Here is a 22,624-nt window from a genome sequence, read left to right as displayed (position 1 = left end):
GCGGCGCCGGAAGGAAGCGACTCTTGACCGAGATCACCGCCCACCACGGGCTCTTCAAGGACACGAACCTGCACGTCGACGACACCGGCGGCTCCGGCCGCACCGTGGTCCTGATCCACGGCTGGCCGCTGTCCGGCGAGTCCTGGAACAAGCAGGTCCCGGCGTTCGTCGACGCCGGACACCGCGTCGTCACCTACGACCGCCGTGGCTTCGGTCGCAGCGACAAGCCGAAGACCGGCTACGACTACGACCACCTCACCGAGGACCTGCACACGATCCTCACCGAACTCGACCTGCAGGACGTCACCCTCGTCGGCTTCTCGATGGGCGGCGGCGAGGTCGCCCGGTACTTCTCGAAGTACGGCACCGAGCGGGTGCACAGCGTCGTCTTCGCCTCCGCCGTGCCGCCGTACCTGCTGCAGACGTCGGACAACCCTGACGGCCCGCTGCCGAAGGAGCAGGCGGCCGAGATGACCGCCGGCCTGACGAAGGACGAGGACGCGTTCTACGACCAGTTCACGACCGACTTCTTCTCGGTGGACGGCACCCTGGTCGTCTCCGAGGAGGACCGGCAGCAGGCCCTCACGCTCGCGAAGCAGGCGTCGAAGACCGCCGCGCTCGAGGCGATGGCGTCCTTCGCGAACACCGACTTCCGCGACGACCTGCCGAAGGTCACCGTGCCGACGCTCGTCATCCACGGTGACGGCGACGCGACCGTGCCGTACGAGGGCTCGGGGGCCCGCACGCACGCCGCGATCGCCGGTTCGGAGCTGCACGTCGTGTCCGGCGGCCCGCACGGCGTCAACGTCAGCCACCCGGACGAGTGGAACCGCGTGGTGCTGGCGTTCCTCGCGAAGTAGCGCGGAACGCTCAGCGTCCGCGGCGGTGAACACGACCGACAGGCGGACTGGAGGCCCGTGGCGGACCCGCCACGGGCCTCCAGTCCGCCCTGTGCGCAGGTCCAGGGCCCCACTCAGGCCGCGGGAGCCATCAGACCGGCGCGCCGGCGCAGGTCGAGCGCGGCCGCGACGAGCTCGCGGGTGCGCGGGTGCGCGCCCGCGTCGAACAGCCGCTCCGCAGGGCCCACGTCGACCACGCGACCAGTGTCGAAGACCGCGATGCGGTCGGCGACCCGGCGCACGACGGCGAGGTCGTGCGAGATGAACACGCAGGTCGTGCCGGTGGTGCGCTGCAGGTCGAGCACCAGGTCGAGGATCCGCGCCTGCACCGAGACGTCGAGGGCGGACGTGGGTTCGTCGCACACCACCAGCGGCACCGGTCCGGCGAACGCCCGGGCGATGGCCACGCGCTGCTTCTGGCCGCCGGACAGCTGGGCCGGCCGGCGGTCGAGGACGTCGGCGGGCAGCCCGACCCGCGCCGCGAGCTGCTCGGCGGTGCCGTCGCCGTGCAGCAGCCGGATCGCCCGTCCGAGCACCTGTCGGACCGTCCGTCGCGGGTTGAGCGAGGCGTCGGCGTTCTGGAACACGACCTGCACGGGTGGGGTGCCGGTCGGCGTCCGGTCGCCCGCGTCCAGCGTGATCGTGCCGTCGTGTCGGACCAGTCCGGCGAGGGCTCGCCCGAAGGTCGTCTTGCCGGAGCCGGACTCCCCCACGACGCCCAGCACCTCACCGCGGCGCAGCTCGAGGTCGATGCCGTCGAGGGCGACGGCGCCGTCGTACTCCTTGCGGAGGCCCCTGATCGTCGCGAGCACGTCGTGCTGCGCGGTGTCGGCCGACGTGTCGGCCTTGCCCGCCGTTCCTGCCTTGCCCGTCGTGATGTCGGGCAGGGCGTCGACGAGCTGCTTCGTGTACGGCTCGGTGGGGTGGAGCAGCACCTGGGTCGCGGTGCCCTCCTCGACGAGCACCCCGTGGCGGAGCACCCCGACCCGGCCGCAGTGCGCGGCGACCAGCGGCAGGTTGTGGCTGATGAGCAGGGTCGCGAAGCCGATCTCGGTCCGGAGCTCGTCGATGAGCGCCATGATGCCCGCCTCGACCGTGCTGTCCAGGCCGGTGGTGGGTTCGTCGAGCACGAGCAGGCGCGGACGGGCCACCAGGGCCATCGCGATCGCGACGCGCTGCTGCTGACCGCCGGACAGCTCGTGCGGGTACCGCACGCCGATCGTCGTCGGTGACGGCAGCCCGACCCGCGTGAACGCCTCGATCGTCGCGGTGTCCGCAGCCGCGCGGCCGGAGCCCGTGGCGCGCAGGACCTCGGCGACCTGGCGTCCGACCGTCATCGTCGGGTTGAGGGCGAGGCCCGGTTCCTGGTGGACGACCGCCACGACGTCGCGCCGGAACCGCCGGAGGCGCTCACCGCGCAGGGACGCGACGTCGACGCCGTCGACGACCAGCGCCGACGACCCGACGGCGGCGTCCGGGCCGAGCGACGCCGTCAGCGTGCCGGCGACGGTGCTCTTGCCGGAGCCGGACTCGCCCACGAGCCCGTACGAGCCACCGGGCTCGATCACGAACGCGACGTCGTCGACCACCCGGGTGCCGCGGTACGACACGGTGAGCCCCTCGACGCGGACCAGTGCGTCGGTCGTGCCGGTGGTCCGGGGCTGCTCGCTCACTCGGAGACCTCCTTGAGGTTGTCGGCGATCAGGTTCGCGGACACGACGATCGACGCCACGGCGACACCCGGGAACACGACCGTCCACCACGCGGCCTGCAGGTACGCGCGGTTCGCGTTGATGTCGAGCCCCCAGTCGGCGGCCGGTGGTTGCGAACCGAGCCCGAGGAACGACAGCGACGCGGTGATGAAGATCGCGGCACCGAGACTCAGGACCGCCTGGATCACGAAGACCCCGATCACGTTCGGCAGCAGCTCCGTGACCATCGCCCGGACGGCGCTCTCGCCCTGCAGCCGTGCGGCCTGGACGTAGGACTTGCCCATCTCGACGAGCACCGCGGCCCGGACGATCCGCGCGATGCCCGGGGCGAAGAGCACGCCGACGATGAGGACGAGCGCGGGCGTCGACACCCCGAACGCACCGACGAGGACGACCAGGAAGATCAGGCTGGGCAACGCGAGCAGCACGTCGAAGAACCGCATCAGGGCGGTGTCGACCCAGCCGCGGTGGTAGCCGGCGAGCAGGCCCAGGGTGCCGCCGACGACGGTCGCCAGTGCCGCGCCGAACGGGCCGATGACGAGCGCCGGCCGGGCCCCGGCGGCGACGCGGGCGAAGACGTCGCGACCGAGCGAGTCGGTGCCGAACCAGTGCGCCGCGCTCGGTGCCTGCAGGAGCTCGCCGGTGCGGGCGAAGGGCTGCAGGCCGAGCAGGTGCCAGCCCACGGCCAGGACGACCCACCCGAGCAGGATCGCCACGGAGACCAGGAACGTGGGACGCCGGAGCAGTCCGCGCCAGCCGCGGCGGGTGACCCGTGCGGTGCCCGTGGTGGTCGACGCCGGCGGACGCCCGGCCAGGGCATCGGTCTCGACGGCACCGGGGACGACGGCGGTCATGCGGTGGCCGCCCGTTCGAAGCGGATCCGGGGATCGACCACCACGAACAGCAGGTCGGTGAGCAGGAGCGCGCCGAGCGAGAGCGCTCCGGCGAGCATCACCCCGCTCTCGAGCAGCAGGGCGTCCTTGCGCTCGGCTGCCGACACGAGCAGCGCGCCGAGGCCCGGGTAGGAGAACAGGGTCTCCACGATGACGCTGCCGCCGAGCAGGGTGCCGAGGTAGATGCCGAGCACCGAGAACGTCGGGATGAGCGCGTTGCGGACGACGTGCCGGCGGACGACCTGGCCGGTGGTCAGGCCCTTGAGCACGGCGGTGCGGTGGAACTGCGACCGGATCGTCTCGATCGTCCCCGCACGCACCATCCGGGTCAGGACGGCGAGGTACGCCACGGCGAGCACCACGGCGGGCAGCGTGAGCACCCGGAGCCGCTCGCCGAACCCGGCGTCGAGCGCACCGGACGCCTGCACCGGCACCACCCGCAGCCAGACCGCGAAGACGAGCAGCAGCACGATCCCGACGACGAACTCCGGCACTGCCGAGATCGTCAGCAGCCCGACCGTGACGGCCCGGTCGGAGCGGCGACCCTGCCGGTACGCCTGCACGGCACCGAGCGTGATCGCGACCGGCACCATGATGACGAACGCGTACGCACCGAGCAGCAGGGAGTTGCCGAGACGGCCGAGCACCAGGTCACGGACCGGCTCGGAGTAGACGAAGCTCGTGCCCCAGTCCCCCGTGACGAACCCGCTGATCCAGTGCAGGTACCGGCTGACGAGGGACCCGTCGAGCCCGTGGTCGACGTTCCACGCGCGCACCTGCGCCGCCGTCGCGTACTGCCCGAGGGCGTTCCGGCCCGGGTCACCCGGCACGACCTGGACGAGCCAGAACGTCAGGACGGAGACCACGACCAGGACGAGCGGGATCTGGACGACCCGTTGCCCGACCAGGGTCAGCAGACGACGGCGGCGCGCGGTGCTCATGACGCGGTGACCCCGATGCCCCGGAAGTCGAACCCGCCCGGGAAGTCCTGCCCCGACCGGAAGGTGCCCGTGACGCGCTTCTGCAGCAGGATGCTGCTCGACGCGAACGCGGGGACGATCACGGGCAGGTCGGTCCACTCGATCTCGGCGATCTGGTTCGCGAGGTCCTGCCGCTCCGACTCGTCGGTCGTCGACTCGTACCGGTCGGTCAGCTGCTCGAGCTCCGGGTTCGAGTACTTCGAGGCGTTCCAGACGGCGCCGTCGCGGTAGATCAGGTCGACGTACTGCGCGGGCAGGCGCTGCGCCCAGTTCGTGATCGTCACCGGGGCGTTCAGCCACGGGGTGTCGTCGCCGTCGGCGTAGTACTGCGCGCTCGTCAGCACCTTGAGGGTGACGTCGAACCCGCCGACCGCCTCGAGCTGCTGCTGCACCACCTGGGCGAGGGCCTTCTCGGCGTCGAGCGTCGTGATCTCGAAGGAGACCGTCTTGCCGCCGAGCAGGTCCGCGACCTTCGCCTTGTCCTGCTCGCGCTGCTCGAGTCCCTTCGGCTGGATCGCCGAACTCGGGAAGAACGTGGTGTCGTTGCCGACCTCGGCGGCTCCGCCGTAGACCGTCTTGACGATCTCCTCGCGGTCGAGCGCGAGGGCGAAGGCCTCACGGACCTTCGGGTCGTCGAAGGGCGCCTTGGTGACGTCGAGGAAGATGCCGTCGAACTTGTTGAAGTACGGCTCGGTCTCGGTGTAGTCCGAGGCCCGCAGCGTCGACGTCGCAGTGGGGCTGGCGGCGATCTGGTCGATCTCCCCGCTCTGGAACGCGAGCAGCTGGGCCTGGTCGTCGGCGTAGAACTTCACGTCGACCTGCTGCAGCTCCACGTCCTTCGCGTCCCAGTAGTCCGGGTTCTTCGTGAACGTGGCGCCCTGGCCGGCCGAGTACTTCGTCAGCACGAACTGTCCGGCGCCGACGGGCTGCTTGGCCCAGTTCGCGCCGGCGTCGAAGCCGGCCGGCTGGATGGTCGTGTTCGAGCCCGTGAGCAGGTACGGGAAGTCGGCGTACGGCTTGGCGAGCGTGAAGTCGACGGTCGAGGCACCGTCGGCGGCGACCGACTGCAGGATGCCGTCGAAGCTCGACTTGCCGGGCGACTGGCTGTCCTTGCCGATGATCGAGTCGAACGTCGCGACGACGTCCTTGCTCGTGAGCGCGGCACCGTCGGAGAACTGCAGGTCGTCGCGGAGCTGCACCGTCCAGGTGCGTCCGTCGGACGACGCCTTCCACGAGTCGGCCAGACGCCCCTCGAGCTTGCCCTTCGCGTCCTGGCTGAGCAGGCCCTCGGACGCCAACCCCACGATGAACATCGCGTTGTAGTCCGAGGTGGTGAGCGGGTTGATCGTGCTGTCGGGCTCCTGGAGCCCGAGCGTGTAGGTGCCGGTGTCCGAGGACGATCCGGGCGAGGCGTCGCCGCCGGACGAGCACGCGGCGAGCGTGAGGGCGAGGGCGGACGCGGTGGCCGCGAGGGCGAGGCGCTTGAGGCGACGCCGCCGCGACGTGAGGTCGACGGTCACGGATGACTCCTAGGGGTTCGGGTTGCAGGGGTGCTGTGCAGGGAGCGGTGGAGCGGTCAGCGGTGCGCGTGGTCCGGCACCCGGGGGTGTCCGAAGCGCTCGCGCAGGGTGAGGTCGTCGTACGCCGTCGCGGTCCGGCCGCGGCGCTGCAGTTCCGGGACGACGTGGTCGACGAACCGGTCGATCCCGCCGGGCAGGTACGGGAACTGCACGATGAAGCCGTCGGCGCCACCGTCGTCGGCGAGCTCCTCGAACCGGTCGGCGATCTCCGGACCGGTGCCCGTCAGCAGGCTCCGGCGGTACGACCACGCGTAGACGTCGCGGGGCGTCGCCGGGCCGTCGGCGAGCAGCCGTTCGACCGCGGGCTTCGGCGAGCGGGTCTCGTTCGAGGTGTCGAACTCCTCGGCGTAGTCGAACGGCACGTCGACGTCGCGGCCGGACAGGTCCTGCCCGATCTGGTGCGACACGTCCTCGAGGATGAGGGCGTCCGGCGTCAGGGCGAGGATCGCGTCCGCCTCCGCTCGGGCGTCGGCGGCGGTCTCCCCCACGACCGGCATCACCGACGGCATGATCTTCACCGCGTCGGCGGAGCGGCCGTGCCGGACGGCGCGGGCGCGCAGGTCGTCGACGAAGCGTCGGACGTCCGCGGTGGAGCCACCACGGGTGAACACCGCGTCGGCCGTGTCCGCGGCGAGTTCCAGCCCGGACTCGGACCCGCCGGCCTGGAACAGCAGCGGGTGGCCCTGCGGCGGCCTGGCGGTGTTCAGCGGCCCGCGCACCCGGAAGAACTCGCCCTCGTGGTCGAGACGGTGCAGGCCGTCGCGGCGCGCGAAGACCCCGGACGCCGGGTCGGCGACGATCGCGTCGTCGTCCCAGCTGTCCAGCAGACCGTTGACGACGTCGACGAACTCGCGACCGCGCTCGTACCGCCGGGAGTGGTCGATGTGGGCGTCCCCACCGAAGTTGCGGGCCTCTTCGTCGTAACGACTCGTGACGAGGTTCCACGCGGCTCGCCCACCGCTGAGGTGGTCGAGCGAGGCGAGGGTCCTGGCCACGTGGTACGGCTCGTTGTACGTCGTCGACACGGTCGCGGCGAGGCCGATCCGCGACGTCACCTGGGACAGCGCGGCGAGCAGCGTGAACGGTTCGGGCCGCAGCGCACCGTAGTGGTCGACGCCCGACGGGTACCGGTCCCAGAAGTACAGGCCGTCGGCGAGGAAGAGCGTGTCGAACACCCCGCGCTCGGCGGTCTGCGCGATGTGCCGGTGGTGCCGGATGCTCAGGTGCTCGGCGGGACGCGAGGACGGGTGCCGCCACCCGGTGACGTGCGCGCCTCCCGGGTGGAAGGCGAAGGCGCCCAGCAGGATGCGGTCGCTCATGCGGACGCCTCCTGGTCGACAGCCGCTGGCGCGGGCGCGGCTGCCGAACCGTCGTACCGGCTCGCCGGTCGCGCCAGCCCGAGGTGCTCCCGCAGGGTGTCGCCGCGGTACGCGCGGTCGTACACGCCACGACGTTCGAGCTCCGGCACCACCTGGTCGACGAACCGGTCGACGCTCACCGGGATCGACGAGAACGCGAGCATGTAGCCGTCGGCGGCGTCCTGCTCGTAGCGCTCGGTCAGCCAGTCGGCGATCTGCTCGGGCGTGCCCGGCAGGAACCGACGGCGCAGGATCGTCCGGTAGACCTCGCGCAGCGTGGTGGCCTCGGCGGCGATGCGGCGGATCGACTCGTAGACGGACTTCGACTGGTTGATCGCCGTCTCGTCGAAGACGTGCTCGAACGGTGCGTCGAGCGGCCGGTCGGACAGGTCGGTCTGCAGGTAGTGGGACAGCAGGTCGAGCGAGACGCGGTCCGGTGTCAGCTCCTCGATCTCGTCGAGCTGCCGCAGCGCGTCGGCCTCGGTGTCGCCGATCACCGGCGACACCGCCGGCAGGATCAGCATCGACGACGCGTCACGTCCGTGCTCGACGGCGCGGCGCTTGTAGTCGGCGTACAGGGCCTGTGCGTCGGCGAGGTCGTCCTGCCAGAGGGTGAAGACGCCCTCGGCCTTCGCACCGGCCAGCGCACGGCCGGCCTCGGATGCCCCGGCCTGGAACAGCACCGGGTGGGCCTGCGGCGGCCGGGCGATGTTGAGCGGCCCGCGTACGCGGAAGAACTCGCCCTCGTGGTCGAGCACGTGCAGTCCGTCGCGCTTCGCGAAGTACCCGGACTCCTGGTCGTACAGGAACGCGTCGTCGTCCCAGCTGTCCCAGAGGCCCTGCACGACGTCGACGAACTCGGCACCCCGGCGGTAGCGGACGGCGTGGTCGAGGTTCGCGTCGCGACCGAAGTTCCAGGCCTCTTCGTCCGAGGCGCTCGTCACGAGGTTCCAGGCGGCCCGGCCCTCGCTCAGGTGGTCGATCGACGCCAGCTTCCGGGCCACGTGGTACGGCTCGTTGTAGGTGGTCGAGACCGTCGCGGCGAGCCCGATGTGCTCGGTCCGCTGCGACAGGGCACCGAGCAGGGTGAAGGGCTCGGTGCGGATGTTCACGGCGTGGTCGATGCCCGACGCGAAGCGGTCCCAGACGTACAGCTCGTCGGCGATGAACAGCGTCGCGAACCCACCGCGCTCGAGCGTCTGCGCGAACCGGACGTAGTACTCGACGTCCAGGTAGGCGTCCGGTTCGCTGCCCGGCAGGCGCCAGCTCGTGACGTGCTCGCCGCCGGGGTAGAAGACCATCCCGCCGAGCACCAGGCCGCCGTCGCGGGTCATGCCGTCACCGCCTCGTGGGCCAGGACGGCGCCGAGCTGCGGGGCCACCTGTTCGGCGAACAGCGCGAGGGCGTCCGTCCGTGCACCGACGTCGGAGTAGCCGTCGTCGACCTGCACGTTGAGCTGCGTCGCGTACCGGGAGTACGGCTTCGACGCGATCGACTCGGCGATGTCGTCGGCCGTGCCGTAGTGCAGGTTGAGCGACGCGGCCTTCTCGGCCAGGGTCGTCGCCGGCGGCAGGAACGACTCGCCCCACGCGTACTTCGCCTCGATGCCCGCACGCGCCTCGCGCAGCGCGGTGTCGCGGTCCGGGGCCGGGTAGATCGCCGTCGAGAGTGCGACCCGGGGAACAGCGTCGTCCGGCAGCGCGGCGTAGTAGGCGTCCGCGGTGACCTCGGCCGGCACGGTCTGCGTGGTGCCGATCAGCACCCCGTGCCCCCGACGGGCGGCGATGGCGGCGCTCTCGGCGCTGAGCGTGGCGTCCCAGATCCGGTCGAGCAGCCCGCTGCCGTCCGGGTTCAGGCGTGCGGTCCCCGTGCCGAGTGACGCACCACGCAGCGCGTCGAGCAGCCGTGCGAGCTGCTCGTCGAACGCGGCACGACGGGTGTCGTGGTCGGCCCCGACCAGACCGGGCGCGAAGACGTCGAGGGTCTCCGGGCCGCCACCGTTCGCGACGCCGAGTTCCACGCGTCCGTCGCTGATCGCGTCGAGGACGGCAGCGTCCTCCGCGACCCGGACCGGGTCCTCGTGCGGCAGCGTGACCGCTCCGAGCCCGAGGCTCAGGGTGGACGTCCGCTCGGCGAGGGCCGCGAAGAACACGAACGGTGACGGCAGTCCGCCGCGCGCCGGTGCGTCGTCGTGTCGGAAGTGGAACTGGCGGACCCAGGCCCCGTCGTACCCGAGGCGTTCCGCCGCGGCGAACAGCTCGAGCTCCTCGCGGTAGGCCCGGGTCGCCGGCGGCGCCTCGGTGCCGTGCGAGAACACCGCGATCCGCAACGGCACCGTGGCCGCGCGGGCGGTGCGTTCGACGTGCGTCATACAACACTCCCTCGTCAGTGGAGCGATGCAAACACGAGCGAGCGACGCGCACGAGCGTCGACGTAACGGGACGCAGTGATTCGTCACGGAACGTAGGAGAGCGCGCACCGCGCGGGACAGGAGCATGATCACCGCTCTTGTGCCCGGAGCCGGACCGACGTAGCTTTGCGGCAGCTGCCCCGGACCCCGGTCGCCGGAACTCCTGTGTTCCTCGAGACGATCAGGGATATTCACCGTGCCGCAGCAATCCGTCGACGAGACGTCATCCGCGAACACCACCGAGCAGACCACCGTGACCGCGGTCGCTCCGGTCCGCCTGGAGGCCTCGGCGTCCTCGCCCGAACAGGCCCTCGAGCAATTGCCGGGCCTCGTCACGGGCACCTCCTGGCAGACCCGTCCGACCACCGGGGCGTACTCGTTCCGGTACCTGGCCGTCGGTGACGGCAACGTGACGCTCCGCCGGTCGCAGATGCGCGGCTACGTCCGCGGCACCGTGGCCCCCGACGACGCGTACGTCGTCGTCCTGGTGCTCGGCGGCGTCGTCACGCTCGACCTCCTGCGCGGCGGCGGGCCGGTCGACAACGGCGTGCCGGCGCTGATGCCCACCGAACGACGCGCCGTGGTCGAGGCCAGCAACCACGACGCCGTCATGGTGCACCTCACCCGCGCGTTCGTGCGGTCCGTCGCCGAGGAGCGCCACGGCCTGCCCTCCGGCGGCCTGCACCTCGACGAGCGTGCTGTCCCCGCAGCGGACGCCGTCGTGCGCTGGCGGCAGGTCCTCGAGTCCGCTCGTCGGGTCCTCGCGGCACAGGGTGTGGCCTCCACCGCGTGGTCGGATGCCACCCGGGCCGTCGCCGTCGCCTTCCTCGCCCTGTACCCACCGAAGGCCGCCGAACCGTCGAGCGCCCTGTGGGCACCCCGGAACGCCCGGATCCGGCGAGCGGTCGACCACGTGCACGAGCACGCGGCGGAACCCATCGCCGTGTCGGACCTCGCCGCGGTGTCCGGCTTGAGCGTCCGTGCCGTGCAGGAGTCGTTCCAGCGGCTGTTCGGGATGCCGCCGTCGGCCTACGTCCGGTCCGTCCGGCTCCAGCGCGTCCGGGGTGACCTGCTGCGACTCGACACCGCGACCACCTCGGTGAGCGAGGTCGCCCGCAGCTGGGGGTTCGCCCACCTCGGCCGGTTCTCGGCGGAGTACACGAGCCGCTACGGGGAGTACCCGAAGGCCACGCTGCACCGGTGACCCGTGCGCTGCAGGACGGCGTGCCCTGGGCGGGGCCGACGGGCGGACAGGAGGCGCGTGGCGGGCCCGCACCGCGCCTCCCGTCCGTCAGGTCGTCCCGTCCACCGCCCTGACGGACGTCACGCAGACGGCGTCGCGTCGAGCGCGATGACCGCGACCTGGACCACCGCGTCGTCCGGCATGTCCGGGTAGTAGTTGGCGCGCAGCTGCCGGGCGAAGTCGACCATGTCGGTGTCGGCCGGCTGGTGCGCCGCCCGAGGGGTGAGCTCCGCCAGGCGGTGGTCGGTCACCTCAGTGACCTGGCCGGTCAACGGCGTCGCCGAGGGGTGCTCGTCGAAGACGAACACCGCGGAGCCGGTGCGGACGTCCTCGTGCCAGCGCACCGTCGTGACCTTCTCGCCGCGCTGGACGGCGTCGTGGTGCTTCTGGTGGAAGTGGATCGTCTGGGACACGGATCAAGTCTGGTCGATGTCGACCAGGTCCGCGTGCCGCGCGGCGTAGGCCGTCGCACGGCGGATCCGGCGGAGCGTCAGCGGGACGACCCAGACGAGCACCGCCACCATGAGCACGAGGAACACCGGCGGCAGGATCCCGAGGTCGCCGCGGATCCACGTCGACACCATCTGGAACGCGAGCGCTGTGTAGAGCAGCCCGATGTACGCGAGCTGGAACCGCAGCGCGAGTGGGACCACCGTGGCGTACCGGACGGCGCCGACCTGCTCAGCCGGGTCGAGCGGCAGGTCCGCGCCGCGGGCCACGATCTTCGCGAAGCGACGGAGTCGACCGAGGTCGTGGCCGGCGGACGCCCGCAAGAGCCCGTTCAACGGCAGCGACTGGAGCAAGGCCGCGAACGCGGTCGCAGTGAAGACCAGCTGGCCGGCGAGGAAGGCCGCCTGGGTGAGTCCAACGGGGTCGTCCCCGGTGAAGGCGGCCAGGACCACCACGCCGATCGTCACGACGACGATGGACACGCCGAAGGTCACCGCGATCACCACGATCGTGTGGCGGAGTTCGGCCGGTCCGAACCGGTAGCCGACCGGGTACGCCGACGGCGACGGCTCCGTGCGCCGGAACAGCGCACCGAGTGGCCGCGCGATCACCAGCAGCACCGCCGCTCCCCCGATCAGCACGACCGGCACCCAGACCGGCGCGCCGGCCGAGACCGACGCGAGCACGATGACCACCGCACCCGCCACGTCCACGGCGACCACGCCCAGCAGCCACCACCGCAGGTACCGGGAACTGTCCGCGGACGACCGGTGGTCCCAGTAGCCCGCCAACGACCCGACCACCGCAGGTCCGACGACGAACAGCGGGATGCTGACGCTCACCGCGATGATCAGGACGTCCGAAACGTCGCTGAGTTCGAACACCGCCAGCAGGGTGCCCCCGAGGGTGAGCGCCGTGATCAGCACGATGAGCAGGACGTAGCTCAAGACCCGCATGGGGTGACTCCTCTTCCGGCAGGACGACGCCTCCCAGTGCATCCTGGCCGAGCTCCGACGGGCCGGCCCACATCGTGCGGAGAACCGCAGCACGTCAGGTCGGCGAGGCCGCCGTAGAGTGCACCATGACCCAAACACCGGCAGCATCGCCGCTGCTGCACCTCGGGGTGCTGGCCGAGTCGCGGAAACCCGACGAACGCCGCCTCCCGATCCATCCCGCCCACTTCGAGCGCATCGACCCCGACCTGCGCGCGAACATCATCCTGGAACGCGGGTACGGTCGCCGCTTCGGCGTCACGGACGACCAACTCGAACCCCTCGTCGGCGCCATGGCGGACCGAGACGAGCTCATCGCCGCGTCGGACGTCGTCCTGCTGCCCAAGCCCCAGGTGTCCGACCTCGAGGACCTGCGGGACGGACAAGTCCTGTGGGGCTGGCCGCACTGCGTGCAGGACCCCGCCCTCACCCAGGTCGCGATCGACAAGCGCCTGACCCTCATCGCGTGGGAGTCGATGAACCACTGGCGGTCGGACGGCGGGTTCAGCCTGCACGTGTTCCACAAGAACAACGAGCTCGCGGGCTACTGCTCGGTCATCCACGCCCTGCAGCTCTGTGGTTCCACCGGGGACTACGGCCGCCGCCTCACCGCGGTCGTGATCGGCTTCGGGGCCACCGCCCGCGGTGCCGTCACCGCGCTGAACGCCCACGGGATCCACGACGTCCGCGTCCTGACCAACCGCGACATCGCCGCCGTGGGGTCGCCGATCCCCTCCGTCGACATGCTGCAGATCAGCCAGGACGACCACGACCCCAGCGGCAACACGGTCAAGACCGAGGACGGTCCGGTGCCGCTGGCGCCGTACCTGGCCGAGAACGACATCGTCGTGAACTGCACACTCCAGGACCCGAACGCCCCGCTCACGTACCTGCGCACCGAGGACCTGGGCGTGTTCCGACCGGGCAGCCTCATCGTCGACGTCTCGATCGACGTGGGGATGGGGTTCGAGTGGGCGCAGGCGACGACCTTCGCGGAACCGATGACCACCGTCGGCGAGAGCACGAACTACTACGCCGTCGACCACAGTCCGTCGCTGCTCTGGAACTCGACGACGTGGGAGATCAGCGAGGCGCTCATGCCGTTCCTCCGGCCGGTCATGGAGGGCACGTCGTCGTGGGCCGACTCGGACACGATCCGACGCGCCGTCGAGATCGAGGACGGCCACGTGCGCAACCCGGCGATCCTCGCGTTCCAGGGGCGCTCGGACGAGTACCCGCACGTGGTGGGCGGCTGACGCGGGCGCTGAGGGCTGGTCGGCGCTGACCCGATGCGCAACGACGAGGTCGACGTCGTTCGACAACGACCTCGTCGCACCGCGTCGCACCGCGTCGCATCGTGATCGCGGTGTGGGTCAGTCGCCGGGCGCCGACACCCAGACGTTGGGGGCGAGCTCCTGGAACGGGTCCGGTCCGCCACTGGTGTAGCCGTCGGACACCAGGAGGGTCTGGTGTTCCTGCTCGTCGATCATGCTCGTGATGACCGATGCCGGCTCGAGATCCTGCCCGCCGGCACACACCGCGTAGTTGTCGACACTGTCGGGGTCATCGTTCCGTGCGATCAGGCACGCTCCGCCGTCGGCGACGGCAGCGATCCAGTACTTCGTGCCGTCGCGCTCGACCGCGAACCGTGCACTGTCCGGGACCATGTCGGCAGCAGCCGTCGTCTGGTCCTCCTCGGGCAGCGCGTCCGCGGCGGTGACCGGCTGCCGCAGGATCGAGAAGTAGTCTGCCGCGTCGGTCGTCGGGTTCGGGCGCGGCGTCGTCGACGCTCCGGTTGGGTGCGCACTCGGCGATGCACGTGGTGCGGCATCACCGTCCGAGCAGCCGGTGAGGGCGACGGCCGACACGATCACCGCACCGATCACTCCAGCGAACAGGCGGACGAACCCGGGTCGACCGTTCACGAGGTCAGTTCCCCCACACGAAGAACGCGATGATCCCGCCGATCAGGACCGCGCCGATCGGGACGAGGTACACCCAGTCGTGCCGGATCGGACCCTGTCCGGGCTGGTGGTCGCGCTGGAACGGCGCGACCGGGTTCCCACTCGTTCCCGGCAAGTAGTCGACGGAGTGCTGTCGGACCGGCTCGTGTCGTCGGCTGTTCATCGGACCCCCCGTGATCGCGTCTGCGGTGGGCTCTGGCGGGCTCGAACCGCCGACCACTTCGGTGTAAACGAAGTGCTCTACCAACTGAGCTAAGAGCCCGCGACACGATCCTAGAGGTCGATCCCCCGTATCGTTGCGCTGGACAGCCCGGCCGCTGGCCAGTTCAGCGCTCGGCTTCATTTCGCCGATAGTAAGCCGTACACTTAACTCATGTCTGACGAGTCCGTCTACGCCGTGATCCTCGACCTCGTCGACTCACGCACGCTCGACGACCGCCCCGCCGCACAGCGCGACGTCGAGCAGGCGTTCCGCGAGACGACCGACGTCACCCCGGTGGACCCGGTGCACGCGACCGTCGGCGACGAGTTCCAGGTGATCTACGCCACGCTCACCGACGCGCTCGTCGCCAGCACCGCCGCGATGCTCGCGCTGCCACCGACGGTGCAGGTCCGGCTCGGGATGGGTCGCGGGACGGTGCGGACGGTGGGGTCCGGCACGAGCGGTCCGCTCCAGGACGGCCCGGCCTGGTGGTTCGCCCGCGACGCCATCAACGAGACGCACCGCCGTGAAGACGGCAGGACGTCCTTCCTCCGGTCGTGGTTCCACGCGTCCGACGATCGCCACGGCACCGAGGAGCGACTCGTGAACGCCTACTTCCTCAGCCGCGACCACGTCCTGGCCCGCCTGACGCCCCGGGCAAGACGCATCGCGCTCGGCCTCGTCCAGGGCCGGACCCAGGCGCAGATCGCCGCGACCGAGGGGATCACCCCGTCAGCGGTGTCCCAGTCGGTGCAGAAGTCGGGCGTGGCCGCGATCGTCGAGGGCCTCCGGGTCCTCGTGGGACAGGAACGCTGATGCTCGCCGGGATCCTCCTCGCACTCATCGGTCTGGGCGACGTCGTCCGGGCCCGCACCGGTGCCGACGCGCACCAGCAACGCACGCTGACCACCATCGCGGTCGTCGTGCTGTGGGCCGGGGTGTCCGCCGTGGCACGGCTCGGTCTCGGAGTCCCCGTGTGGAGTGTCCTCGTCACGGTGGTGCTCGCGGCGGCGTGGATCGCCGCGACGGCGCCGGTCCGAGCCGGTACCGGGACCGCCGACGACGACCGTGACGCGCCGACGACCCGGGGGTGGCTGCGGCGGTCCGGGTCCTGGCCCGCGGTCCTGCTCGCCGTCGCCGTCGCCGTGCTGCTCCTCTGGGGGCCACTGCCCGACGCCACGGGCTTCGTGGTCGACTGGCACGACGGCTCAGGCCTGGCGTTCGTCGACGCCGTTCCGCTCGCCGCCGTCGTGGGCGGTGTCGGCTCGGCGCTGTTCCTCGTCGACTCCGCGAACGTGGTCGTCGCCCAGGCACTCCCGCCGGGACTGCAGCGCGGAGCCGTCACGGGCGCCGAGGCCGACGACCTCCGACGCCGGTTCGGGCGACGCCGACGCTCCGACGCCGACGCCGAACAGTCCGGGGACAGCACGGTGCGCCTCAAGGGCGGTCGCCTGATCGGCCCGATCGAACGACTGCTGCTGGCCGGGTTCGCGGTGGCGGGGGCCTTCCCGGTGGTCGCTGCACTGATCGCGGCCAAGGGCATCGTCCGGTTCCCCGAGATCCGGCGCGAGACGAGCGGCTACCAGGCGGAGTACTTCCTGATCGGCAGCCTGGTGAGCTGGGCGATGGCCTTCGCCGCCGCTGGCATGTGCTGGCTCCTGGCGCACAGCTGACCCGGGCCTGTCCCGTCCCGCCCGCCCATCGGCCCATCGGCCCATCGGCCGGTCGGGCAGTCCCCGAGGTTCCGAAATCTCGGCATCTCGGGGCCCTGGGAGCGCCGCTGTGGAACCTCGGCGACGAACGGGCGGCGAGTTGTGGAACCTCGGCGCAGCGAGTCCGCCCGGCATCGGGGCGCTTCGGAGCCGCGTCAGGCCGTGCGGCGGGCCCGACCCTCGACCTGGCGTTGGACGAACGCCTGCCGGAGTCGCTCGAACAGCACGGCCGGACGCCCGGTGTCGGCAGCTGTCGCGTGGATGACGATCCAGCCGTTCACCGCGAACCCGTTCGATCGGCGCTGATCGTGCTGGAAGGTCCGACGGTCACGGTGGTGGTCGCCGTCGTACTCGAGGGCGATCCGGAGCGTCGGCCAGGCGAGGTCTGCTCGGCCGAGGAACGAACCGCGGTCGTCCACGACGTCGACGTTCACCTCGGGTTCCGGGAACCCGGCGTCGACGACTCCGAGCCGGAGACGGGTCTCCATCGGTGACTCGACTCCTGTTCGTACCTTGTCCAGGGCCGCTCGTGCTCGTCGTGCCGAGCGACTCCCCGCGACGACCGCGGCCGCCAGTCCGTCGATGGTGGTCAGCCCGCTCGGGCCGACGAGGTGGTCGCCGAGGACGACGAGTTCGACCGGGGTGAGCAGGGACGCCGACTCGAACCACGCGCGTGCAGGAGGGCTGACCGGGATGCCACGGACGAGATCCGGTCGGAGGCCCTCGACGCGCGTCCGGTGCGGGACGACCTGGGGCCGGCGCATGATCGGCGCGGTCCCGATCGCCGTCACGTGCACGAGCTCGCCGTCGAGGCGCGACGGGAGGGGCGCTCCCCAGAGCCGTGCGGCCGTGGTGTGGCTGACGAACTGGTCGCTCCGGAGGACGACGGCGATCGCTTCGACGACCGTCACAGGGACGTCCGCTCGCACCCGGACGCCGTGGACCGGAGCCTTGAGGTCTCGACGGGTCAACCGCGCAGGGCTCGCTCCGGCCGCGATGGCCTGCCGCACCAGGAACGGCCTCGGCAGGTGGTCGTCTCGCGCTCGGCTCCCCATGACGAGAGCATCGCGCACGAGGCGCCGGGCCCGACCACGACCGGGCGCATCTGTGGAGAACGACGCGGAACGGGCCTCCAGTCCGAACCCGAAGGACGCGGTGAGGTTCCAGGACATGCCGCGCGACGATCGCCGAGGTGCCGATCCCGAGCGGACAGGGCCACGAGATGCCGAGATCTCGGAACCTCGGGGCGCACCCGCACCCGCACCCGCACCCGCACCCGCACCTGAGAACCCCGGGGACGGCGGGTACCATCTCCCTCGTGAACGGTGCCGGTGTCCTCGACGAATCCGGGCGGCTGCGGCTCCTCGGCTCCGGGGTGACGGGTGCCGCGTTCGCGGTCGTCCTCGTCATGCTCGTGCTGTCGTCGTGGACCGAGGCGACCACCACCGTCCTGGTCTCCGTCGGCATCCCGTCCGCGGCGGCAGGTGCCGCGATCGCCGTGTACCTGCAGCTCCGCGCTTGGCGTGCCGAGGGCGGGTACGAGCGTTCGGTCGCGGTCCGCGAGTGGATCGCCGACGGTCAGGTGCCGTACGGCGTGCCGGCCGAGCTGTGGATCCCGCTCGTCCAGGCGCAGGCCGACCGCGAAGGAGCCGGCTGGGGCAAGGTCGTCCTCGGCACGCTGTGGATCGCGATGACGTGGTCGATGCGTGACCAGCACGACGCCCTCATCACGACGATGTTGATCCTGCTCTGGGCCGGCATGGTCCTGTGGGCGGCGGTGTGGGTCATCCCCCGCGCTCGAGCGGCCCGTGCGCTGCTCCGCCGCGGCGTCTCCACGATCGGCTGAGCGACCGCGCGAAACCATCGGCTGAGCGACCGCCGGAACCCACTGACTACGCTCGGCGGCATGCAGAGTCGAACCCTCGGTCGCACCGGCCGCGAAGTCTCCCCCATCGGTCTCGGGACGTGGCAGTTCGGCGGTGACTGGGGCCCGGTGAGCGAAGCGGACGCGAACGCCGTGATGGACGCCTCGGTCGAGTCCGGCGTCACCCTCTTCGACACCGCCGACGTCTACGGAGACGGTCGCAGCGAGCAGCTCATCGGGTCGTGGCGCGCGTCGAACCCCGACGTGCCGTTGACGGTCACGACGAAGATGGGGCGCCGCGCCGAGCAGGTCCCGGCGAACTACGTCGCAGCGAACTTCCGCGAGTGGGTCGACCGTTCCCGCACGAACCTGCGGCAGGACACGCTCGACCTGGTGCAGCTGCACTGCCCGCCGTCCGAGGTCATCGGCGACGACGCCGTGTACGACGCCCTCGACGCGCTGGTCGCGGACGGCTCGGTCGCCGCCTACGGCGTCAGCGTCGAGACGGCCGACCAGGCACTCGCTGCGATCGCCCGGCCCGGCGTCGCGAGCGTCCAGATCATCCTCAACGCGTTCCGGCTCAAGCCGCTCGACCGCGTGCTGCCGGCAGCCCGGGAGGCAGGGGTCGGCATCCTCGCGCGCGTCCCGTTGGCCTCGGGGTTGCTGTCCGGCAAGTACACGACGGAGACGTCGTTCGCCGAGGGCGACCACCGCAACTACAACCGGCACGGCGAGGCCTTCGACCAGGGCGAGACGTTCAGCGGTGTGGACTACGACGACGGCGTGCGCGCGGCGCAGACCTTCGCCGCGTCGCTGCCGGACGCCGTCTCGGTGCCGCAGGCGGCGCTCGCCTGGGTCATCGCGCAGGACGGCGTGACCGCGGCGATCCCCGGTGCCCGCAACCCGGAGCAGGCTCGGTCGAACGCAGCGGCCGGCGACCTGCCGGAGATCGACGGCCTGGACGCCACGGTGCGCGACCTCTACGACACGTGGTTCCGCGCCACGGTCCACGACCGCTGGTGAGGACCCGCGTCGTCGCGGCCGCGGTGGCCGCACTCCTGCTGCTGTCGGGCTGTGCCGCCCCGGGAGCGGGGACGTCGCGCGACGCCCCGCCCTGGCCGCGGCCGACCGACCTGTCCGCCCGCGCCGACGCTGCGGGCCTCCGGAACGTGTGGGGCGAGCGGCTCGCCGAGCACGTCCACACCCACCTGACGATCCTCGACGGCGACAGCCCGGTGACGGTCCCGGCGAACATCGGGCACTCGGACCGGGGGAAGTTCGCCGCCGAGATCCACACGCACGACACCTCAGGCATCGTGCACGTCGAGTCCCCCACCGAGCAGACGTTCACGCTCGGTCAGTTCTTCGACGAGTGGGGCGTCTCGCTCGGTCCGGAACACGTCGGCGGCCTGCGCGGTGAGCTCACGGTGTGGGTGGACGGGCGCCGGACGATCGGCAACCCACGCTCCATCGAGCTGACGAACCGGCGCGAGGTCGTCCTGATCGTCACGACGATCGGCGAGGTCCCGCGCCTGCCAGCCCCCTTCGACTGGCCGCCGCAGTACGGCTAGCGAGCACCGGCCCGCCCCCGCGCGGCGCGCCCAGCCCGCGCACGGCGCGCCCAGCCCGCGCACGGCGCACCCGCCCGCGCGCGGCGCGCCGCCCCGCACGGCACCCCGCTCACGCCTCCTTCGGCGCGACCCACGCCAGGTCGAGCTCCCACTGCTCCACCGATCCGGCCGGCAACTGCCACACGTACTCGTTCTTGAGCTTCCGCCCGTCGTCACGGAACGGCCCCGTCCGGTACGGGTAGAACGCCACCGTCGGCAGCGTGCCGGGCGGCGCCGTCCGGATCGCGTTCGAGAAGTCCTTGTTCAGCCGCCGCAGTTCGGCGATGACCGCGGGGCGCGCCGCGTCCGAGTCGAAGGACCCGGCGCCCGCAGCGAGCTGGAACGCGATGTGCAGCTGGCGGTCGCCCCGGTCGTCCTCGTAGCTGATGAGCCGGTGGTTCTCGACGGCCTCGAGCAGCTCCGGGTCGCCGTAGACCACGTCGCGCACGACGTCGGGTGCGACGACCGCGCCGTTGTAGTCGACGGACAGGTCGGACCGGCCGTAGTGGAACAGCAGCGGCAGGTCGAGCTCGGCGGCGTCGGCGAGCTCGTCGAAGCCGTGTGCGCGGAGCGTCTGCCGCAGTGACCGCATCCGCACGACGTGCCCGCGGTCGTGGATGTTGTAGCGGATCCGCGGGCTGATGTTCTCGGATCGAGTGATCGTGACGACGAGTTCGCCGAGTTCGTTCGTCTCGATCAGGTACCCGAACGGGTTGAACTGGAACACCATCGGCAGCACGCCGTACTCGGCCTGCTTCGTCAGCGCGGCGGACAGCTCTGGCGACGCCGCGATCGCCCGACGCAGCTGCACGCTGAACGGCGTCTCGATGCCGAGGTTGATCTCGAGGTCGCTCGCTCCGTACGACCCGAGGACGGCCTGCGCGTACTGCTCGATGTGGGCGCGCATGTTCTCGCTGATGCCCTCGCCACCGAACGCCGCGACGATCGTGTACTCGCTCCAGTCGAGCCGGTCGTCCTCGAACAGCGCCTTCAGGAACGGCGGGTAACTGCAGATGATGTACGTGAAGTCGGTGCCGAACTCGCGCATCGTCTGCACGATCTTGTCGCGGTCCGGCCCGATCGACTTGATCATGGACGACTCGGTGAGCGACGCCGTCACGTTCATGCCCGTGGCCCACGCCCCGAGCGAGAACGCGTTGAGCACGAACGGTTGCTTCGGCAGGTCCTTCGCGGTGCGCGAGAACCCGAGCTGCAGCAGCTGCCGTGTGGCCTGCCGTTCGTCGGGACCGCGCACCCAGCTGGTCGGCGTGCCGCTCGACCCGCTCGACTCGTCGACGACGACCCCGCGCCGTGGCAGCCGTCCGTCCACGCAGCGCTCCGGGATGCTCCACCGCTTGACGTACGACTCCTTGTCCATCTCGGGCAGCCCCGAGATCGCTGCGGCGATCCCGCCACGCGTGTCGAGACGGGAGGCCCGCCCCGCCTCCGCCAGGAACGCCCCGTACGCAGGCACCCGCTTCGCAGCCCGCTCCACCGTCCGCCAGGCACGCCAGCGTCCGAGGGTCCAGCGGAGCGGCTCGATGCCCGGCGTGAGCAGGAGCTTGTGCGTGCCGACGCGCGGCATGAACAGCGCCACGAAGGTCTCGACGACCCACACGACGGTGAAGACCGCCGCGCGCTTCACCGTGCACCCCCGAGCGTCATCGCGGCCGCTGGTCTGCGGTGTGCCAGGGGCGGTGGAGCGCTGTGCCCGAAGCGGAACAGCATCCACGCCATCCGGCCGTCGGACTCGTCGACGCCGGCCTGCTCGACGAAGGCCGCGTGCGAGCGCGGGTTCGTGATCACGGTGCCGAACGGGTGCAGGGCGATCCCCCGCGCGGTGAACTCGAGCCAGATCCGCATGAACACGCGACCGGCCTCGACGTACTCGGCCGGCGTGCGGAACGGCCCTTCGAGCCAGCCGAGCTGCCGGACCCCGCGCATCGTCGACAGGTACACGCGCTTGAAGACCCCGCCGACGCCGGGTGCTTCCCACAGCCCGCGGTGCTCCATGGCGAACCGGAGCACCGGGCCGGGCATGAGCATCGTCTCGGCCGACAGGCCGTCACCGGTCGTCGCCGCCTGCCGCTTCGAGAACCGCAGCCAGTGCAGGATCTCGTCGTGCACGGCGTCGTGCTGCAGGTCGTCGAACAGCGTCTCCTGGTTCACCCGCACGATCTCGTCGACGGTCGACCGGTCGGACGTGGTGCGGAAGCGCTGCCCGGCTGCCGACGCGATGGCGGACGCGGCCTCGATCGCGGCGTCGTCCACCAGGGTGGCGTCGTAGGGCCTGCGTGAGGTGCGCCGCGCGAGGAAGCGGGCCAGGGCCTCCCGGTCGTCAGCGGTGACCGCCCGCGGACGCAGGCGCACCGTGCCCAGCCGGTGCAGGTGCTCGTCGGCCGCGCCGGACGCGGCGTCCAGTCGGCCGAAGTCCATCTCGGCGTGGTCGAGGCGCTCCTGCACGGAGAAGCCGTGCGCCCGGGCGACGACCTCGAGCCCGGCCAGGAACACCCCCGCGCAGACGTGCCCGAACGGGATGCCGAAGGACTCTGCCGGCAGCCCCCGTCGCAGGTCGTAGAACACGGTCGCGGTGCGGTCGTCCTCGACGCGCACGACGATCGGTTGCGAGTTGTGCGGCGACGGGTAGTGTCGCGCGTCCTCGATGATGCCGGTCCACGGTGATGCCATCGGTTCCCCCTCGGTGGTCTCTGGCACCGATCATACGAACCCCCTCCGACGCCCATGCCGCTGCGGG

The 22,624-nt window shown here is 71.4% G+C and carries 22 protein-coding genes and 1 tRNA gene; 8 read left to right on the top strand and 15 right to left on the bottom strand.

What is annotated here, in order from left to right:
- Positions 1 to 23: 23 nt before the first annotated feature.
- Positions 24 to 860 carry an alpha/beta fold hydrolase gene (locus ITJ60_RS16955; protein ID WP_194648772.1) on the top strand — a complete coding sequence of 279 codons (837 nt, stop codon included), beginning with the start codon at positions 24 to 26 and terminating at the stop codon, positions 858 to 860.
- A 113-nt stretch (positions 861 to 973) separates the two neighbouring features.
- Here ITJ60_RS16955 and ITJ60_RS16950 read toward each other — a convergent pair whose 3' ends face one another.
- From ITJ60_RS16950 to ITJ60_RS16920, 7 genes are read right to left on the bottom strand one after another with little or no spacing between them, the layout of a single operon-like run.
- Positions 974 to 2,572 carry an ATP-binding cassette domain-containing protein gene (locus ITJ60_RS16950; protein ID WP_194648771.1) on the bottom strand — a complete coding sequence of 533 codons (1,599 nt, stop codon included), beginning with the start codon at positions 2,570 to 2,572 and terminating at the stop codon, positions 974 to 976.
- A complete protein-coding gene (locus ITJ60_RS16945) occupies positions 2,569 to 3,465 on the bottom strand; it encodes an ABC transporter permease (RefSeq protein ID WP_194648770.1) in 897 nt (298 codons plus the stop codon). The genes ITJ60_RS16950 and ITJ60_RS16945 overlap by 4 nt, the downstream gene beginning before the upstream one ends.
- On the bottom strand, positions 3,462 to 4,445 hold the full coding sequence (locus ITJ60_RS16940; protein WP_194648769.1) for an ABC transporter permease: 984 nt from the start codon (positions 4,443 to 4,445) through the stop codon (positions 3,462 to 3,464). Before ITJ60_RS16940 ends, ITJ60_RS16945 begins: the two co-directional genes overlap by 4 nt.
- On the bottom strand, positions 4,442 to 6,004 hold the full coding sequence (locus ITJ60_RS16935; protein ID WP_194648768.1) for an ABC transporter substrate-binding protein: 1,563 nt from the start codon (positions 6,002 to 6,004) through the stop codon (positions 4,442 to 4,444). The genes ITJ60_RS16940 and ITJ60_RS16935 overlap by 4 nt, the downstream gene beginning before the upstream one ends.
- Positions 6,005 to 6,060: 56 nt before the next feature.
- Positions 6,061 to 7,383, bottom strand: coding sequence for an NtaA/DmoA family FMN-dependent monooxygenase (locus ITJ60_RS16930; protein WP_194648767.1), 1,323 nt, complete (start codon positions 7,381 to 7,383; stop codon positions 6,061 to 6,063).
- Entirely contained in the window at positions 7,380 to 8,756 is a 1,377-nt protein-coding gene (locus tag ITJ60_RS16925) for an LLM class flavin-dependent oxidoreductase (RefSeq protein WP_194648766.1), read from the bottom strand. The genes ITJ60_RS16930 and ITJ60_RS16925 overlap by 4 nt, the downstream gene beginning before the upstream one ends.
- Positions 8,753 to 9,793 (bottom strand): LLM class flavin-dependent oxidoreductase, encoded by a 1,041-nt coding sequence (locus ITJ60_RS16920; RefSeq protein WP_194648765.1) that lies wholly within the window; start codon positions 9,791 to 9,793, stop codon positions 8,753 to 8,755. The genes ITJ60_RS16925 and ITJ60_RS16920 overlap by 4 nt, the downstream gene beginning before the upstream one ends.
- A 235-nt stretch (positions 9,794 to 10,028) precedes the next feature.
- Between ITJ60_RS16920 and ITJ60_RS19410 the strand changes: the two genes are divergently transcribed.
- Positions 10,029 to 11,036: a helix-turn-helix transcriptional regulator gene (locus tag ITJ60_RS19410; protein ID WP_194648764.1), complete on the top strand. Its 1,008-nt coding sequence runs from the start codon at positions 10,029 to 10,031 to the stop codon at positions 11,034 to 11,036.
- A gap of 119 nt (positions 11,037 to 11,155) precedes the next feature.
- Here the strand turns inward: ITJ60_RS19410 and ITJ60_RS16910 are convergent, their stop codons facing one another.
- Both ITJ60_RS16910 and ITJ60_RS16905 read right to left on the bottom strand, forming a co-directional pair.
- Positions 11,156 to 11,488 carry an ASCH domain-containing protein gene (locus ITJ60_RS16910; RefSeq protein ID WP_194648763.1) on the bottom strand — a complete coding sequence of 111 codons (333 nt, stop codon included), beginning with the start codon at positions 11,486 to 11,488 and terminating at the stop codon, positions 11,156 to 11,158.
- Between the two features lie 3 nt (positions 11,489 to 11,491).
- Complete coding sequence (locus ITJ60_RS16905) at positions 11,492 to 12,481, bottom strand: hypothetical protein (protein WP_194648762.1); 990 nt, start codon at positions 12,479 to 12,481, stop codon at positions 11,492 to 11,494.
- 125 nt (positions 12,482 to 12,606) lie between these two features.
- Between ITJ60_RS16905 and ITJ60_RS16900 the strand changes: the two genes are divergently transcribed.
- Positions 12,607 to 13,773: a N(5)-(carboxyethyl)ornithine synthase gene (locus ITJ60_RS16900; protein ID WP_194648761.1), complete on the top strand. Its 1,167-nt coding sequence runs from the start codon at positions 12,607 to 12,609 to the stop codon at positions 13,771 to 13,773.
- A 117-nt stretch (positions 13,774 to 13,890) separates the two neighbouring features.
- On the opposite strand, the gene ITJ60_RS16895 is transcribed toward ITJ60_RS16900, so the two are convergent.
- From ITJ60_RS16895 to ITJ60_RS16885, 3 genes are all read right to left on the bottom strand, one after another.
- The gene (locus ITJ60_RS16895; protein ID WP_194648760.1) at positions 13,891 to 14,442 is read right to left on the bottom strand and encodes a hypothetical protein; all 552 of its coding nucleotides are present in this window, start codon (positions 14,440 to 14,442) and stop codon (positions 13,891 to 13,893) included.
- A gap of 4 nt (positions 14,443 to 14,446) precedes the next feature.
- A complete protein-coding gene (locus ITJ60_RS16890; RefSeq protein ID WP_194648759.1) occupies positions 14,447 to 14,644 on the bottom strand; it encodes a hypothetical protein in 198 nt (65 codons plus the stop codon).
- 26 nt (positions 14,645 to 14,670) lie between these two features.
- Positions 14,671 to 14,743, bottom strand: a tRNA-Val gene (locus ITJ60_RS16885).
- A gap of 111 nt (positions 14,744 to 14,854) precedes the next feature.
- On the opposite strand from ITJ60_RS16885, the gene ITJ60_RS16880 reads away from it, so the two are divergent.
- Together ITJ60_RS16880 and ITJ60_RS16875 are read left to right on the top strand one after the other, a co-directional pair.
- Entirely contained in the window at positions 14,855 to 15,499 is a 645-nt protein-coding gene (locus ITJ60_RS16880; RefSeq protein ID WP_194648758.1) for a SatD family protein, read from the top strand.
- Positions 15,499 to 16,356 carry a hypothetical protein gene (locus tag ITJ60_RS16875; RefSeq protein ID WP_194648757.1) on the top strand — a complete coding sequence of 286 codons (858 nt, stop codon included), beginning with the start codon at positions 15,499 to 15,501 and terminating at the stop codon, positions 16,354 to 16,356. Before ITJ60_RS16880 ends, ITJ60_RS16875 begins: the two co-directional genes overlap by 1 nt.
- 194 nt (positions 16,357 to 16,550) lie before the next feature.
- Here the strand turns inward: ITJ60_RS16875 and ITJ60_RS16870 are convergent, their stop codons facing one another.
- Positions 16,551 to 17,567: a hypothetical protein gene (locus tag ITJ60_RS16870; protein WP_194648756.1), complete on the bottom strand. Its 1,017-nt coding sequence runs from the start codon at positions 17,565 to 17,567 to the stop codon at positions 16,551 to 16,553.
- Between the two features lie 146 nt (positions 17,568 to 17,713).
- Here ITJ60_RS16870 and ITJ60_RS16865 point away from each other — a divergent pair, with 146 nt between their 5' ends.
- The 3 genes from ITJ60_RS16865 to ITJ60_RS16855 are packed head-to-tail and all read left to right on the top strand — an operon-like array spanning position 17,714 to position 19,830.
- Positions 17,714 to 18,241 carry a hypothetical protein gene (locus ITJ60_RS16865; RefSeq protein ID WP_194648755.1) on the top strand — a complete coding sequence of 176 codons (528 nt, stop codon included), beginning with the start codon at positions 17,714 to 17,716 and terminating at the stop codon, positions 18,239 to 18,241.
- A 60-nt stretch (positions 18,242 to 18,301) separates the two neighbouring features.
- Entirely contained in the window at positions 18,302 to 19,282 is a 981-nt protein-coding gene (locus ITJ60_RS16860; protein ID WP_194648754.1) for an aldo/keto reductase, read from the top strand.
- Positions 19,279 to 19,830 (top strand): hypothetical protein, encoded by a 552-nt coding sequence (locus ITJ60_RS16855; protein WP_194648753.1) that lies wholly within the window; start codon positions 19,279 to 19,281, stop codon positions 19,828 to 19,830. The genes ITJ60_RS16860 and ITJ60_RS16855 overlap by 4 nt, the downstream gene beginning before the upstream one ends.
- Positions 19,831 to 19,939: 109 nt before the next feature.
- Here the strand turns inward: ITJ60_RS16855 and ITJ60_RS16850 are convergent, their stop codons facing one another.
- Both ITJ60_RS16850 and ITJ60_RS16845 read right to left on the bottom strand, forming a co-directional pair.
- Positions 19,940 to 21,514 (bottom strand): CoF synthetase, encoded by a 1,575-nt coding sequence (locus ITJ60_RS16850; RefSeq protein ID WP_307860894.1) that lies wholly within the window; start codon positions 21,512 to 21,514, stop codon positions 19,940 to 19,942.
- A complete protein-coding gene (locus tag ITJ60_RS16845) occupies positions 21,511 to 22,557 on the bottom strand; it encodes a hypothetical protein (RefSeq protein ID WP_194648752.1) in 1,047 nt (348 codons plus the stop codon). The genes ITJ60_RS16850 and ITJ60_RS16845 overlap by 4 nt, the downstream gene beginning before the upstream one ends.
- Between the last annotated feature and the right edge of the window lie 67 nt (positions 22,558 to 22,624).

The sequence above is a fragment of the Curtobacterium sp. VKM Ac-2884 genome (genome assembly GCF_015350945.1).
GTDB lineage: Bacteria > Actinomycetota > Actinomycetes > Actinomycetales > Microbacteriaceae > Curtobacterium.
Note: the sequence above shows the minus strand (reverse complement) of the source record. Positions and strands in the feature narration are given on the sequence as shown.